This window comes from Paenibacillus sp. 276b (genome assembly GCF_900107875.1).
Taxonomy (GTDB): domain Bacteria; phylum Bacillota; class Bacilli; order Paenibacillales; family Paenibacillaceae; genus Paenibacillus; species Paenibacillus marchantiae.
This window is the reverse complement of record NZ_FNRR01000004.1, coordinates 162855-178753: the sequence shown is the minus strand read 5'-3', so window position 1 is coordinate 178753 and position 15899 is coordinate 162855. Positions and strand designations below refer to the sequence as shown.

17 protein-coding genes are annotated in these 15899 nt (G+C 47.7%); 8 read left to right on the top strand and 9 right to left on the bottom strand.

The genetic code is table 11. The features are described from left to right. The 5 genes from BLV50_RS20040 to BLV50_RS20020 are packed head-to-tail and all read left to right on the top strand — an operon-like array spanning nucleotide 1 to nucleotide 5022. Nucleotides 1–957 (top strand): ABC transporter permease, encoded by a 957-nt coding sequence (locus tag BLV50_RS20040; protein WP_063565300.1) that lies wholly within the window; start codon nucleotides 1–3, stop codon nucleotides 955–957. A gap of 13 nt (nucleotides 958–970) precedes the next feature. Further along, nucleotides 971–2005 (top strand): ABC transporter ATP-binding protein, encoded by a 1035-nt coding sequence (locus BLV50_RS20035; protein WP_090809600.1) that lies wholly within the window; start codon nucleotides 971–973, stop codon nucleotides 2003–2005. Next, nucleotides 1986–2942 (top strand): ABC transporter ATP-binding protein, encoded by a 957-nt coding sequence (locus BLV50_RS20030; protein ID WP_063565298.1) that lies wholly within the window; start codon nucleotides 1986–1988, stop codon nucleotides 2940–2942. Before BLV50_RS20035 ends, BLV50_RS20030 begins: the two co-directional genes overlap by 20 nt. A gap of 32 nt (nucleotides 2943–2974) precedes the next feature. Then, entirely contained in the window at nucleotides 2975–4633 is a 1659-nt protein-coding gene (locus BLV50_RS20025) for a peptide ABC transporter substrate-binding protein (RefSeq protein WP_063565297.1), read from the top strand. Continuing rightward, on the top strand, nucleotides 4633–5022 hold the full coding sequence (locus tag BLV50_RS20020; RefSeq protein ID WP_090809598.1) for a DUF3899 domain-containing protein: 390 nt from the start codon (nucleotides 4633–4635) through the stop codon (nucleotides 5020–5022). The genes BLV50_RS20025 and BLV50_RS20020 overlap by 1 nt, the downstream gene beginning before the upstream one ends. Nucleotides 5023–5134: 112 nt before the next feature. Here the strand turns inward: BLV50_RS20020 and BLV50_RS20015 are convergent, their stop codons facing one another. The 6 genes from BLV50_RS20015 to BLV50_RS19995 form a co-directional block, all read right to left on the bottom strand. Continuing rightward, on the bottom strand, nucleotides 5135–5674 hold the full coding sequence (locus tag BLV50_RS20015; protein ID WP_063565295.1) for an SMI1/KNR4 family protein: 540 nt from the start codon (nucleotides 5672–5674) through the stop codon (nucleotides 5135–5137). Between the two features lie 336 nt (nucleotides 5675–6010). Then, complete coding sequence (locus BLV50_RS20010; RefSeq protein ID WP_063565294.1) at nucleotides 6011–6340, bottom strand: GRAM domain-containing protein; 330 nt, start codon at nucleotides 6338–6340, stop codon at nucleotides 6011–6013. Between the two features lie 184 nt (nucleotides 6341–6524). After that, nucleotides 6525–7343, bottom strand: coding sequence for a purine-nucleoside phosphorylase (locus BLV50_RS20005; protein ID WP_076287857.1), 819 nt, complete (start codon nucleotides 7341–7343; stop codon nucleotides 6525–6527). 127 nt (nucleotides 7344–7470) lie between these two features. Next, nucleotides 7471–7797 carry an immunity protein TriTu family protein gene (locus tag BLV50_RS20000; protein ID WP_090809596.1) on the bottom strand — a complete coding sequence of 109 codons (327 nt, stop codon included), beginning with the start codon at nucleotides 7795–7797 and terminating at the stop codon, nucleotides 7471–7473. A gap of 148 nt (nucleotides 7798–7945) precedes the next feature. Continuing rightward, nucleotides 7946–8122: a hypothetical protein gene (locus tag BLV50_RS32845; RefSeq protein WP_177031228.1), complete on the bottom strand. Its 177-nt coding sequence runs from the start codon at nucleotides 8120–8122 to the stop codon at nucleotides 7946–7948. A 91-nt stretch (nucleotides 8123–8213) separates the two neighbouring features. Next, nucleotides 8214–9374 (bottom strand): serine hydrolase domain-containing protein, encoded by a 1161-nt coding sequence (locus BLV50_RS19995; RefSeq protein WP_256338001.1) that lies wholly within the window; start codon nucleotides 9372–9374, stop codon nucleotides 8214–8216. 185 nt (nucleotides 9375–9559) lie between these two features. Between BLV50_RS19995 and BLV50_RS19990 the strand changes: the two genes are divergently transcribed. Beyond that, on the top strand, nucleotides 9560–10000 hold the full coding sequence (locus tag BLV50_RS19990; protein ID WP_063565290.1) for an Lrp/AsnC family transcriptional regulator: 441 nt from the start codon (nucleotides 9560–9562) through the stop codon (nucleotides 9998–10000). 5 nt (nucleotides 10001–10005) lie between these two features. Here BLV50_RS19990 and BLV50_RS19985 read toward each other — a convergent pair whose 3' ends face one another. Continuing rightward, a complete protein-coding gene (locus BLV50_RS19985) occupies nucleotides 10006–11136 on the bottom strand; it encodes an MFS transporter (protein WP_090810001.1) in 1131 nt (376 codons plus the stop codon). Nucleotides 11137–11555: 419 nt separating this feature from the next. On the opposite strand from BLV50_RS19985, the gene BLV50_RS19980 reads away from it, so the two are divergent. Beyond that, nucleotides 11556–13124 (top strand): helix-turn-helix domain-containing protein, encoded by a 1569-nt coding sequence (locus BLV50_RS19980; RefSeq protein ID WP_090809592.1) that lies wholly within the window; start codon nucleotides 11556–11558, stop codon nucleotides 13122–13124. Nucleotides 13125–13211: 87 nt separating this feature from the next. Then, the gene (locus tag BLV50_RS19975) at nucleotides 13212–14279 is read left to right on the top strand and encodes an ABC transporter substrate-binding protein (protein ID WP_177031227.1); all 1068 of its coding nucleotides are present in this window, start codon (nucleotides 13212–13214) and stop codon (nucleotides 14277–14279) included. Between the two features lie 121 nt (nucleotides 14280–14400). Here the strand turns inward: BLV50_RS19975 and BLV50_RS19970 are convergent, their stop codons facing one another. Both BLV50_RS19970 and BLV50_RS19965 read right to left on the bottom strand, forming a co-directional pair. Further along, nucleotides 14401–14952 (bottom strand): hypothetical protein, encoded by a 552-nt coding sequence (locus tag BLV50_RS19970; protein ID WP_090809588.1) that lies wholly within the window; start codon nucleotides 14950–14952, stop codon nucleotides 14401–14403. Between the two features lie 555 nt (nucleotides 14953–15507). Then, nucleotides 15508–15861, bottom strand: a complete 354-nt coding sequence (locus tag BLV50_RS19965) for a hypothetical protein (protein ID WP_090809586.1) — start codon at nucleotides 15859–15861, stop codon at nucleotides 15508–15510. Nucleotides 15862–15899: the final 38 nt, after the last annotated feature.

Sequence of the window (15899 nt, the reverse complement as noted above, 5' to 3'; positions counted from 1 at the left end):
ATGAAAGCTACAACTACAGACCCCATTACATCGGACCCTCGCTTCACACCGGCAGATCGAAGCCGATTGAGTGCGAACCGCATATCCAGCCCGGGTCTTCCCTTATGGAAGCAACGTACATACAGTATTTTTCGTCATCGATTATCCTTGCTTGGTTTGTTGTTGCTCGTTGTCATTATTGCGCTGGCTCTGGTAGGTCCGTTACTGGTTCCCTACTCGCCAAGCTCACAGTCCCTGCTCAAGACCAATTTGCCACCCTCCGCTGATCACTGGTTTGGCACGGATGATCTCGGACGGGATATGTGGGCCCGTACCTGGTCAGGAGCTCGTATATCCCTGCTGATTGGCTTTACTGCCGCAGCCATAGACCTCGTGCTTGGCGTCCTAATTGGCGGAATCGCCGGTTACTGCGCCGGACAGGGACGGACAGGAGATCGAATCGACAGCCTTTTGATGCGAATCATTGAAATTTTGTACAGTATCCCGTATTTGCTGGTTATCATTCTACTTCTTGTCGTTATGAAACCGGGATTATTAACGATGATTATTGCCCTGTCCATTACTGGTTGGGTTGGGATGGCCCGCGTCGTCCGAGGTCAGATCCTGCAATTGAAACAACAGGAATACGTGCTTGCAGCGCAGAAGCTCGGCACATCCCATGCCAAGATCATTTTCAGGCACCTGCTGCCCAACGCGGCTGGAATCATTATCGTCAACCTGACCTTCACGATTCCATCGGCTATTTTCTCCGAATCCTTTCTGAGCTTTTTAGGACTCGGTATCCAGTCACCCATCGCTAGCTTGGGGACGATGGCCAACGATTCGCTTGGGGTCATTCTGAGTGGACAATGGTGGAGACTGTTATTTCCCGGTCTAATGATCTCGCTCACCATGTTTGCATTTAACGCTTTCGGTGATGGGCTGCAGGATGCTTTTGATCCGCGCTCCAACCGTTAAGGAGGTTCACACCATGAGTCATTTACTGGAGGTCAATCATTTGAAGGTCTCCTTTGCCACACGTGATAAAGAACTTGAAGCTGTAAGAGATGTTTCTTTTCACGTCGATGAAGGAGAGACACTTGCCATCGTCGGTGAAAGTGGGAGTGGAAAAAGCGTAACCGCCCGTTCCCTGATGGGGATGTTCTCGTCACCAAACGGCCGTATTCGCAGCGGCGTAATCCGCTTTGAGGGGCGGGTTATCAGCGGATTATCCGCTAAAGCCATGCGCCGAATCCGAGGCTCCGAGATCAGCATGGTGTTCCAGGACCCCATGTCTTCTCTGAATCCAACGATGAAGGTCGGTATTCAGATCGGCGAGGGACTTCGCAAGCACCGCAAACTATCGCCAAAAGATGCCCGGGCCAGATCTGTAGAACTGCTAAACCTCGTGGGTATTCCTGATGCACCAAGCCGCTATCATCAATATCCTCATGAATTTAGCGGCGGAATGCGTCAGCGGGTTGCCATTGCGATGGCACTTGCCTGTGATCCCAAGCTTCTGATCGCCGATGAGCCAACGACCGCTCTCGACGTTACCATTCAGGCGCAGATTCTGGATATTCTAAGCAGCCTACAGCAGCAAACGGGCAGTTCAATTTTGCTGATTACCCATGACCTGGGCGTTGTCGCCGAAGTGGCTCACCGCGTTGCTGTCATGTATGCAGGCACCATTGTGGAGACCGGCACGGTGGAGGATATCTTTGATCGGCCACGCCATCCATATACGTGGGGACTGCTCCAGTCCACCCCGCGACTGGATGATACAGAACATGACAGGCTAATTCCTATTGAGGGCTCGCCCCCGGATATTGCTGCGCTCCCGCCTGGCTGTCCGTTCGCAGACCGATGTCCGCACACGATGGATATCTGTTTGACGGAAATGCCTGATGCAACCATATTTTCATCAAAACACAGTGCCAGATGCTGGCTAAACGATCCTCGAGCTCCTCGAGTGGATGACCGTATCCCGGCAGAAAGGAATGAGCATGACCGAATCTATAATTGAAATTCGCAATGTGAAGAAGCATTTTCACGGCCCGTCCAATCTGACCGTCAAATCGGTTGACGGCATCAGCCTGAACATCCGTCGGGGAGAGACACTCGGGCTTGTCGGCGAGAGCGGCAGCGGCAAATCTACACTAGGTCGAACCATCGTGGGGCTGCTGAAAGCTACGGAAGGACAGATTTTGTTTAACGGACAAGATACCGGACAGGCCAAACCGCGTGAGAAGCGGGAGTTGAACCGCCATCTGCAGATGATCTTTCAGGACCCGCACGCTTCGCTTAACCCGCGGCTTCGCATCGGAGATATTATCGCTGAGGGGCTGGATGCTTACAAGCTGGCTCGAGGAAAAGCGCGAAAAGACATCATCGCAGACTTGTTGCTGCGCGTCGGGCTTCACCCGGATCATGCCCACCGCTTCCCCCATGAATTCAGTGGAGGACAGCGCCAGCGCATCGGGATTGCCCGGGCACTTGCCGTCAAGCCACGTTTCATCGTAGCCGATGAACCCATTTCCGCGCTGGATGTGTCCATTCAGGCACAGATCGTCAATTTGCTGAAGGACCTGCAGCGCGAAGAGGAACTGACGTATCTATTTATCGCGCATGATCTGGCTATGGTGAAGCATATCAGCGACCGGATCGGAGTCATGTACCTGGGTAAAATGATGGAACTGTCCGGACGGGACGATCTGTTTGCTAATCCGCTCCACCCCTACACTCAGGCGCTGCTGTCGGCCATTCCCGCCGCACATCCCCGTTTAAAAGGGCAAAGGGAGCGTATTCGGCTTCAAGGGAATCCGCCCAGTCCCATTCATCCCCCGGCGGGCTGTCCGTTTCATCAACGATGTTTTGCCGCGATGGATGTTTGCGCAAACCGCATGCCTGCCGGAAGGGAGGTCGAAAAAGGACACTGGGTAGCATGTCATCTTTACGAATAACACGAATTAATCATTAATGGAGGAATGAACAAATGAACAAAACAAAAACGAACTGGACCGTCTCTCTCTTGCTCGCAGCATCCGTTGCCTTGAGCGCATGCTCCAGTTCGACAACTGACAATGGTGCCACTGCTTCAAAACCGGACAATCAGGCAGCAGCGGCAAACGTTGAGCAAGTACTGAACACAAATCTGGCCGGTGGAGAACCATACACACTGGACCCTGCACTGGCATCTGACACAACATCCTACTGGGTGATTGATAATCTGTATGAGGGACTGTATACATACGACAAATCAGGCAAAATCGTTGAAGGGGCAGCAAGCAAAGTCGATGTATCACCGGACGGTAAAACTTACACGTTCACTATCCGCGACGATGCAAAATGGTCGAATAACGAACCTGTAACTGCCAAGGATTTTGAATACTCTTGGAAACGTGTATTGAACCCTGCCACTGCCGCTTACGACCCCTCTTCTCTGTATTACATTAAGGGTGCAGAAGCTTATAACACGGGAAAAGGAAAAGCTGAGGATGTCGGTGTGACAGCCAAAGATGACCATACACTGGTGGTTGAGCTGAAATCTCCGCTGGCCTTCTTCCCAACCATTGTCGTTGGCCATGCTTATCTGCCGGTTCAAGCTTCCGTTGTGGACAACAATGAGAAGTGGGCAGCAGAAGCCGATACGATTGTAGGTAACGGTCCTTACATTGCTAAGGAATGGAAACACAATGAACAAATTACACTGGCCAAAAATGATCAATACTGGGATAAATCCAACATCACAATGGATACCATCCATTTCAAAATGGTTCAGGACTCCAACACGTACTATCAACTGTTCAAAACGGGTGAGCTTGACCTGATCCTCTCCCTACCAGTGGATACGCTTGATCAGGAGCGGAACAATGCCGAGTTCCTGTCCCATCCTTCGTTCAGCGTATATACCTACTCCTTCAATGTGGAGGAAAAACCTTTCACGAACAAAAAGATCAGACAGGCCCTAGCTTATGCACTTGATCGTGAAGCGTTGACGACAAGTGTAACCAAGGGCGGTGAAACACCAGCTTTCGGATATGTCCCTTACGGCGTAACAGCACCATCCGGCAAAGATTTCCGGGAAGAGGCGCCAACCCAATATTATGCGTACGATCCGGCAAAAGCCAAAGAATTGCTGGCGGAAGGATTGAAGGAAGAAGGCTTGTCTGCACTCCCGACAGTTACCTTCAAATACAATACGTCCGACAAACATAAAAAAGTAGCCGAAGCCATTCAGGAAATGCTCAAAACTAATCTGGGTATTGAAGTCAACTTGGAGAATCAAGAATGGAAAACTTACATCGATACCTTCAAGCAAAAGAATTTCCAAGTCGCACGTATGGGCTGGGAAGGAAACTTCCTCGATCCGCTGGGTGTGCTGGAACACTACACATCGAAGAACTCCAACAACTTCACCAACTGGAGCAATCCTGAATACGACAAGCTGATCAGTGAATCCACGTTTGAGCTTGATCCAGTTAAACGGTTTGAAGAGCTGCATCAAGCCGAGGCCATTCTAATGGACGAACTGCCAATTATACCGATCCTCTTCTCTGCCGACACTGCATTGATTAGTCCTAGTATTGAGGGCGTTATCTTTGACACTCGTTCCAACCCGGATCTCCGCTTCACCAAGCGGGTAGCCGAGTAATGTTTATCCGTTACGCTCTGGCCGGTCTGATAACGGCTCTGGCCGCCTATCTGCTGGACTTCTGCGGAATACTAGGCGGCTCCGGTGGCCTACATGAAGGTTCAGACCAGCTGTTTGTCGCCGGTCTGATATGTCTCTTGGCCGGAACAGCAATCCATGTGCTGCAGACTGGGTTCATGAACCCCTTTCTGCAAGGATTCGGTGATCTCAAGCGCATGTTTGTCAGAGAATCGAACGCCCTGCAACGGGAAAATGAACGGATTCGCACCCAGACAGCTCTGCCGTTCTGGAAAAAGTCCTTACTCCGCCAGCTCACGGTCTATACCTTGGGCGGCGGTTCAGGTCTGATTCTATGTTCACTGCTGTTGCTCTGGCCCGTATCCTACTAAATCCAACATAAAAGAATCGCTCTCTGGTGCGGCTTGATGCCTGCACTCCAGGGAGCGATTTATTTTTCTGCGCCACTATTTTGCACGGAAATTTCTTTCTTCTGCCTAATGATTAAGCGGAATCGTTCGATTCGTCCTCTGCTATACATTTCCGAATAAAATCAAATAATCCCTTAGCCTCAACCGACCGATGTCCCCAATCATGCCAAAAGTACAATACCTGTCCCACGGTTCCAGAACTTGATGGGTCTGTGTCCAGACATAGATAATCCCCACCGCCATTTTCTGCAATCGGAATCCATTTGCAGTTCCACAGTACTGGCTTAATGGCATCATCCTCAATCTCGGGCTCCATCTCGTCCGAATCGAATTCTTCCTGCAAAAAGGCCCAGTTCTCCTTCACCTGATCCAGAGGTGACAATGTCAGGGTACGAACAAAGGAATCTACGCCAACATTCCAGGCTTGTCCGTTATGCACACGATACAGAGCCTTCATCTCTTCAGGCAAGGTCACGCCAAGTTCGTTTTCTACGGATCGAAAATCTTCATCGCTCGCACCAGGTTGAAGATTCAGTGCTACCTCAAAATCTGCATTTGCTACCGTCCCTTTTGCAATAATACGTTGCCACAGCAGTTCTGCTTGCTTGATCATTCTACATCCTCCTTCTTGTGCGCTTTATAGATTGTCTAGTCTAATGATATAGAAAATCTAACTGTACGATATCAGAGATAGGAAATACAAGGGAGTGCATGACGATCTTGTTAATCCCATCATTTTGCCAAATCAAAAAGCACCGCCCAACGGATTAATTCCGTATAGACAGTGCCCATTGTATAGCCTTTTTAGTGCATATCATGTTATTAATATTGTCTATATAGATTTCAATGCATGATTAATCTGTGAGGATTTAATAAATTCATCTGTCCAGAGCAGAATCCGTTCACTTTATTATCCCACATTTTTTGGTTTATGTACTTCATCTGAAACTTACATTATTTCGTTATTCATTCTCTTGGCTTGTACAATCTCCTTGATGATCTTAGAACGATTCCAGACAACAAACTTGAAGACATGTCCACTGTCTAATGTAATGGTAATTCCGTTAGGGATTAGTCCCCATGTCGCACTTTTCTCAATCTTAGTCATAGCCCAGATCTCGATTTGAACCCATTCCGTCTGAAAATTCAGACCATGAGGAATAAAAACTAATCGTTCATTAGTTAGAAAAAGCTTTCCTCCTACTCCTTCAAAACCTCTTAACCAGTTTGCATGAATCCTCTCAAAAATGACGTGTTCATGGGGGCCCAATTCTTCCATTTCTATCAGTCTCCTTTTTCAGCCTATAGCTTGAATCTCTATTATTATAGGTCGTTTTGACCGATATAGGAATATTTTGCACATGTTCATTTGTAAAAAAAGCACTGCCCAACGGAATCACTCCGTCTTGGACAATGCTTAATATATTAGTGCTTTGAAAGAAGAGCTTCCTCTCGATTACAGATTACATCTCTTTCAGAATACCTTTAACCAGTCCGATGAAGGTTGTTTTCACTTTTGCCGCGACTTCAATCACTTCATCATGACTTAACGGCTGATCCAGAATGCCGCAGGCCATATTGGTCAGACAGGAAATGCCCAGTACTTTCATCCCGCCATGAATGGCTACAATCGCTTCAGGTACCGTCGACATACCCACAGCATCCGCGCCCATCGTACGAATCATGCGAATCTCTGCTGGAGTCTCATACGCCGGACCGCTCCACCATGCATATACCCCTTGCTGCAAGCCAACATTCTGCTCCTCCGCTACCTTCAGGGCGATACTGCGAAGTTCACGATTATATACCTGTGACACGTCAGGGAAGCGCACGCCCAGCTCGGCATTATTCGGCCCCATCAGCGGATTATTGCCTACCAGATTGATATGATCCGTGATCAACATAAGCTGTCCAGGTTCGAAGCTGGTATTGATCGCTCCACAAGCATTCGTGATGATCAACTGCTCAACACCCAGTGCTTTCATAATCCGAACCGGGAACGTGACTTCATCCAGGGTAAATCCTTCATAATAATGAAGGCGTCCTTTCATCGCTACGACTGTCTTGCCCATCAGTTCTCCGATGACCAATTCGTTAGCATGACCAATCGCCTCGGATTGAGCAAAATAAGGAATGTCCGTATATGGAATGACGGTAGCATTCTCGATCTCGTCCGCGAGCGCTCCCAGCCCTGATCCCAGAATCATACCCACGACAGGCTTGTTATTAATACGGTTTAATATGTAATCTCTGGCTTCCTGAATATGTGCGGATTGATGCATAAATATATTCCCCCTGAACATCTGAGTTTGGATTAAGTAAGTACTATAAACCAAGTGTAATGAACATTAGTGATCAAGTAAATGGGAGCCGGATAAAGTGGACTATGCCTCTCCTCCCGAAAGCAGGTTAAAGTTTAAGCCCTGACTGTAACACCTCGAAATATGGTTTCAAAATCTCATCAAAATCAGGTTCGTCGCCTTCTACTTTTTCCACATACTCCCATAAAAGAAGTTCTTCCGTCTCGATGTTCACAACCTCATATTCCATTTGTTTTGATGCCCAGACAGTCACCTGGCCGATGGCATACTCGGACTCATGAACGAATCCGGTTGAAGGATCTGGGATAAGTTGTTCATCAACGTCCCCCTGTTTGGCCTGCTCCGTCGAGATACCCAACGATTGCAGCCGTTCTACCTGACACCTGGCCCATTGATTAAATTGGTTTCGGATCATATGAAAAACGCTCCCTGCCTTCTGGCTTGACCAACATTCAGGCCATTCATGCTTCAACTGTACACAAAAAACCGATCCTCTGTCGAGAATCGGTTCCATTATTAATTACGACTAAATATTCCGCACTGGCATGTAATGATAAGCTGGCTCACTGCTGCTCCAACGAATGCTGATTCTTACTTTTCATGAAATCCATCCCCATGCTCAGCAACAGCATCAGTGCAGCAAACATCACGGATTTACCAATGGTTCTTTCTGGAAAGATCATATAGGCAGCTAGAAAATTGCCTGCGAAAACAAACAGGTAATTGCGGATGCTATCCATCTTCTCATCTCATTTCGGAATCAAATTTAGATTTCACTGTAATCTGCTGCTCTACCTTATCATAATTTTCCATATAAATCCATAATACAACTTATCTCTTTCGCTCAATCCCCTCATAGACTGCCTCGCAAAGTTCAGTTGTGAATCTGCCTGACATGCCCTCCAGAGCCGTATTCGTAAAAGCGACAACGCTCAGTTCTTTTGTTGGATCAACAAACCACGAGTGACCGTAGGTTCCACCCATGCGCCACGTTCCAGTAGATTCCAAAGTACCCGCCTCAACCGGATCTTTCAGCACCGTGAATCCCAGCCCAAATCCTCTGCCTGGCCAATAAGGCATCTCCAGATCGCCAATCTGATTAGTCGTCATTTCGGCGACCAGCGCTTTAGGAAGAAGCGAACCTCCACCTTGACGCAGTGTTTCAAGCAATATAAGAAAGTCTCCTGCACTTCCTATCATGCCCGCACCACCCGAAAGATAGGCCGATGGATCAAGGTATCTTTCGGGTGCAAGTTGGAAGCCTGCCGTTCCTTCAATAAAAGGAACCTGGTCCTCATCACGCAAGCGACGAGGTTGCCCAGAAATGTCGGAACTGTCCGCATAGGCAGCCGTCATTCTCTCCGAGTCCACTGCGACAAAATCCGTATCCTTCATGCCCAGCGGATGAGTTACGAGCAGTTGTACTGCCTCTCGCAGTGTCAGCCCGGTCACTTTCTCAATAACTGCACCGAGTACATCAGTTGCAATCGAATATCTCCACATCTTCCCGGGCTCATACAGAAGTGGAGCAGAAGCAATCCTCTGCAAATTCTCTTCCAGCGTAATATCAGCGATATCCATCCCATCTGATACTCCGGCAAGTTCGTACGTTCCTCCGTTTTCCTGAAAAAAACGATACGTTAAACCCGCCGTATGTGTCATCAGATGATGAACCGTCATGGAGGCAACTTCCCCATTTGGCTGTTTGGGACGGAATTCAGGCAGCCATTTCATAACCGGATCATCCAGCTTTAATTTACCTTGGGATATCAATACCATGGCGGCGGTGGATACAATCGGTTTGGTTACAGAAGCATACCTGAACAGCGCATTTTCTTGCATGCGTCTGTTCTGTTCCCGATCGGCGAGGCCATCCGCGCTGTTGTAGACCAGCTCCCCTTTCCAAGCAATCTGAACAACGGAACCCACAATTCTTTTTTCTGCCAACGTACGGTGAATCACTTCTTCTACAAATGCAGAATTAAACTTCATATCTTTGTCTCCCATTTCTCTCTTCCCCTCCATGTGCCACGTGCTTGATTATTTAAAGTAAGTGTGCTTATTATATAAATGATCTCATTCATATTACATAAGACAACCAAGTTATTCACTTTAATCTACGATGAATATAAAGGCATTTACAAAACATTTCCTATAATTTAAAAGGAGGCCATCTAATGGACCAAATCGATACTAATATCCTCTTTCATTTGCAAAACCAGGCAAGGCTATCCATGACGGAACTGGGCAAGCTGGTCGGTTTATCTCAACCCGCCGTTACGGAACGCGTGAAGCGCTTGGAAGAAAGCGGTGTAATCGAAGAGTACCGTACTATCATTTCCCCGCAGAAAATAGGGAGGTCGAGTACTTCCTATCTTCTTTTTCGCACACGGGATTGTCATGCCTTTCTTGATTTCTGCCGTTCGTCACCCGAAGTGATCGAATGTCATCGCGTGAGCGGAGAGCATAATTACCTGTTGAAGATCATGACAGATTCGATTGCTGGTCTTGAAGCATTTGGAGACCGATGCGATCAATACGGTACCTACACCACCCTCATCGCGATGTCCTCACCTATTGCAACTAAAAATCTCATCGAAGGAACGAATCCGGTGTAAATGTTTCATCGATCATCGGTCCTTACCTGCCTTGGGAAACTATGTTTACTGGCGGACCAGGCGACGAGTAAGGCCATAACGATCAACAGGATCAGGGAAATGGGCAGGAAACGAGCGCCTGTCTGCTCCAGCAGGATGGCTCCGACGATCCCTCCCCCTCCGATCCCCAGGTTCCATGCTGTCACCAGCATGGATTGGGCAACATCGGCACTTTTGCCTCCGGCCTGCGCAATTGCAGTCTGTAATAACGTAGCCGCTCCGCCAAATGTAAGCCCCCAAGCGACTACTCCCAGAATGATCATTATCGGTTGATGGATAAAGATCCCCATTGCCAGCGATGCCAGCGCAAATAGAACAAGGCTAACCAGAATCAATAATCTCATGTAACGGTCAATCAACAGTCCAACAATCCATATACCGATTACCGAAGTCACTCCAAAGATCATCAGAACCAGGTCCACCCTTTCGGACAGCATCGTCTCGCCCAGATAAGGTGAGATATACGTGTACAGAATGTTATGGGCCAGTACCCAGGTCAGAACAACAAACAATATGGGACGAACCCCCGGTATAACAAAAATCCGATGAAGCGCAAGCTGATGACGTGCAGGCTCCCCCTCATAGTCAGGTACTTTCCAGAGCACCCACAATACAAGCACTACCGTCAATAATGAGACTGTTCCAAAAATAAGACGCCATCCTGCGTAATTGCCCAAAAAGGTTCCCAAGGGAACGCCCAATGCAAGGGCGAGCGGTGTTCCCACCATGGCGACAGCCATCGCTTTTCCCTTTAGCGAGTCTGAAACCATCCGGCGTGCGTAACCTGCAGTCATCCCCCACAACACTCCAGCAGATACACCCGCCATGAAGCGTGCAGCAAGGGTCAAACCATATACTGAAGATACGGCCGTAATCGTATTGAAAATCAGAAAACCGAAGATGCATAATAGCAGCAGCGGCCTGCGTCTCCATCCACGAGTTGCTGTCGTCAGAGGAATTGCCGCCAAAAGAGATCCCACCGCATACAAAGTGACGAGCTGTCCAGCCAAACCTTCTTTGATATTCAGATCTTTCGCTATTTGCGGCAGCAGCCCCGCCGGCAGGCTTTCTGTAAGAATGCATATAAATCCAGCCATGGCCAAAGCGAGTAGAGCTGACCAGGGAAGGCGTTCTTTTGCGATTGTGTTCGGATTCACAAAGACTCTCCTTTATCCTTTATTTTGTATAGTCCAGAAGGGTGTGGCCTACAAAATAAGCTTATATAATCGGACTAACATTTGGCATACTTAATCAACGGTAGATCGTTCGTTTTAGGAGGATAATCCATTTAATTTCGGTGTTTTACTTCGAGTTTCAATGTAAACGCTATTAATCAGATATCATCGCGTACTGGATCATTAAAGAGGATGGGAAAACAACGAAGGGAACATCGAAGATGACGAAGATGATTGATAGCACTTCTGATACTCGCTAGAATGATAAGATAATACATAGGCTTTGACTTCAATGCCTTTAAACACACACTGAAATCGGCTTCATAGAGGGGGACATCTCGATGTACAATCTTACATCCATTGAGCACCACACCAGGCTGCCCTCTAACGGCAACCCGTTCACACATACAGAAGGACAACTGTTATTGCTCCTGGAGGATGGAGAGATCTGTCTGACCGTGAATCGTCAGCATCGCGATCTTAAGGCAGGGCATTTTATTTTTCTCCAGGATGGCAAGCAGCTGCAGATTAGACAGACTTCCGCAGATCCATTACGCATCATCGCGTTGGAGATCGAGGGGCAAGTCTCGAATAGAGAGGATTCCGAAGAGGCTCTTATTCTCCCTCCCCTTTTTGAGCATAACCGTGTGGGTATTCTGCAATCCCATGAACGCGAGTTAATCAAAGAACTGCATATACTCTGGCAGAAGCATAATCATTGGCAGCAGATTCGTATCCAAGGACAATTTCTGCAATGGGTCGCAGATGTAGGAGAACGGCTTGAAGCCACCTCCCATTATGACTCGGCCAGTCTTGTACTGGATGCGCTGCGTTACATGGAGCAGAACTATCAGACGCCGATTACACGCCAACAGCTTGCCGAACGGGCAGGTTTCTCCGAGGGGTACTACTCCCGTTTTTTCAAGAAAAACGTGGGCAAAAGTCCGCAAGAATATCTGACCGACATTCGAATGCATCATGCCAAACGGCTGCTCACCAGGCAACAAAGCTCCATACAGGATGTAGCCGCTCAAGTGGGTTATAACAACCCTTTATACTTCAGTCGTATATTCAAAAAAACCGTGGGCCTCTCGCCCACCGTCTATATTCATTCAAATCCACGCCAGATCAGGGTGGCCGCCATGAATAATCAATATACAGGTCATCTGCTAGCACTGGGACTGGAGCCTTGCGCCGCAACGGGTCCTTCTTTCAAAGCCGAAACCTCTTTGCTGGATCATACGCTTTTCATGAATGCCTATGAAGGGGATGCGCCCGATTCAACTACATTGCTCCGGGCTGAACCGGATCTGATTCTGACCAGTGAATATGCAGACGAGGCACATGTTCAGCAGTTGCACCAGATTGCACCTACACAGACGATTGCTTTTCAATCCCAGGACTGGCGCAGTCAGTTCCTCGAAATTGCTGAGGCTACCGGACGAAATCAACAAGCTTGCAGCTGGCTGGATGAATATGATGAGAAATCCCATCAGGCTGCAACCCATCTTCGTCAGCAGATTGGCTCTGCTTCAATCGTGTCGTTACTCGTTCGAAGTCAGGATTGTTTTGTTGCCGGCTACCGCCATATGGGTGCGGTCCTGTATCAGGATCTGCAATTGTCCACCCCTTCCCTGATCCATGAACAGCAAAGCCACTATATTGCTGAGGATTGGAAAATGGACGATCTGGACGCCGATTACATCATGCTAGTGTTCCACCCTTCGGTCAGTGATGCCGAGCAGCAGAGATGGTTGAACTCACCCTGGTGGAAAGCGCGGGAAGCGGTGAAGCGGGGGCGGGTTTATTGGGATCAGATGAATTATGTACTCGGTAGCTATAATGCCTTCTCGCATGATCTGTTATTACGTGAAATTCCCGAGCGCCTTCGGTCACTACCGTGCATGTGAATGGTTCCTTTTGTGCCTCGACGCACGGAATCTTCTCTCCTATACTAGTAATTGAGAATGATAATCAGTAAAGGGGAACATGCACATATGAATACAGATAGAAGAAACAAACGTGGATTCAAAACCAATTTGAAGGCAAGCATCATGCTAATGCTGCTGCTTATTCTGCTTGCCGGGTGCTCCAAGGCCGAACAAGCTTCTACGGGTAAATCTACTTCCACAACCAGTGAGTCAACAGAGAGCACCAACGGCACCTCATCGTCGGATAGCGAGGCAATCAGTACAGAGACACGCACCGTTGAGGGTATTAAGGGTCCTGTTGATATTCCTGCCGAACCCAAGCGTATCGCTGGCTTGACCTATGCGTATGCCGATCACCTCGTGGCATTGGGCATGAAACCATACGCCATGGTGACCCAAGTCGGCCAGGAGATGCCTGCCTATCTGAAGGACAAGCTCGAAGGCGTCGTACCGCTCGGTTCCGTCAATGAATTCAACAAGGAAGCACTTCTGGACACAGAGCCGGATCTCATTCTGTCCAATGAAGTACTTGTTGATGAATACGACGCGATCAGCGCAATTGGACCGGTATATATGAGCAGCTACTTCAGCAATTCGCTTGAATGGTTCAAGGATACAGCCAAAGTATTGGGCAAAGAAAAAGAGGCAGACGAAATCGTGGATCAGTTGTATCAAAAGGCGAAGGATCTGGGCACCAAGGTTGCTGCCAGCGATGCCGCGGATGATACCATTCTGATTTTTCGTTTGACCGATAAGCAGATTCAGGTATTTGCTCCAAGTGACAAATCACCTGACGCCTTCTATTCTCCGAACCTGCTGTACGATATAGCCGGACTCCATGCACCTGATCTTGCCAAAGCAGGCATCGTCATGAATGAAGTTATTGAGAATGTGTCGCTCGAATTGTTGCCTGAATTGAATCCGGATCGTATTTTCATGATCATCTCCGGTAGTGAAGCAGATAACGAACAAGCACTCACTAAGCTGCGTGACAATGCAGTCTGGAAAGGCCTGAAAGCTGTGAAAAGTAACCAGGTCTACATGGTGGACAACACGGTCTGGGTAGCTGGATTTGGACCGATTGCCTATGGTCAGGTTCTAGATGAAGTAGAACAAGCTTTGCTTGGAAACTGAACGCAAGATGACTAGAGATTTGCAGCATAAATAAAAAAAACAGGCATGTCGTTTACATGAAGGGGGAAGGCCCTCAACGTAAATGCATGCCTGTTTATGTTTATGTTTATGATTTTGTTTCTCATTTTAATGTATCGCCCCCGAGATAGGTTTCCATCAGTTCATTAGAGAGCTGAATAGCTTCGGAACGATTCGTTGCAGGCATCGAGAGCATAAGCCCATCTTCGGCGCTCCAGCTTTTACTGTTCTGCTCTTCGTTCGAATCCTTCTCGGAAATGGCGATGGTGAGTTTGCTGAATGCACGATCAACAAATAGTGTTCCGTATAGGAAGATATCCGTTTTCCCATTTTCAAAAATGATGTACTCCATCGATCCGTATCCTTTATGAAAACGAATTTTGAGCATCTTTTGATCTTCGGGTACAGGGAAAGGCTCACCTTCAATATCAATGGTTCCTTTGAATATGTAATCACCCGAGGTCGTTAGATAACGCTTGCCATCCATCTTGATATGAACCGTTTGCTCTGGCTCCCTGTTGTCTTCTCCCCCCAGCCGATACTTTACACCCACACCATCAAGATGGATCGTTCTGGGCAGAAACAGAAGAACCACACTGATCACAATCATCAATACCCAGATGGCAAGCACGATCGAAATGATTTTTTTCCTCATAGTCCATCTCCTCAACTCATCGGTCTACAACTTATGAAGATATACTGTCTCTTCCTGATCTTCATTCCATTGAATATGGACAGGGATGGGAAAGTCTTCATTCCCCCCCTATCAAAGATGGCATATGAATTAATTACAAATTATAACATATAAACTACTCGCATAACGGTTTAAAGCAATTCACTTACTTTCATTACGGCACTGAATCAGGCCTATGCTTACAGATGCCTTAAAACGCACGGCTGAAATTGGCACACAACTTTTGCATACAACAAAAAAACCGGCCACCTCGTGACCGGTTTAATCAGCTCCTCGGGGAGCATTTGCAAATATGAGCGAATGACAAGGAGCCCATATTTGCTCTCTTAATGTTACTCCAGAACGGCTTCTTTGGCTGAGCTGCTGATCGAATATACAAAGGCCAGTTTTTGCTTCCACGCAAAAAAACAAAAACACCTCCGTATTCCGTCGATGATGACAGCAGAGCAATATGCCGTGGAAGGTGCTTTGTGATGACGATCATAGAATGGTTAATCTGTAATGGCGTGTGAAGGGTTACAACTTGTCCACCTGTAATAATGTTACCGGCTTCACCGTACAAGCTGGACTAATCTGCTCCTCAGTCAGTATGTTCAGTTTGATCAGGCTTTTCAGCTTATGACTGTCCACCTTGGACAGAAGTCGCCAGATGTCCGGATCGGGAAGGGAAGCATACAGCTTCTGATCATTATATTCCTTGCGGTGCTGAAGCACCGTTTTCACAGCGTATCCGCCAACTTGCGTCTCATAAACACCCTGCTCCTCACAATACCCGACAATCTCATCTCGTAACACAGATAGACGTTGTTCAATTTCTTTTTGCTGCTGTTTCAGTTCAAAATAGGTTTGCACCTTCTGTTCCATACCCATCACGCTCCTCTATACCATAGGTATGCAGTGAAGGATAG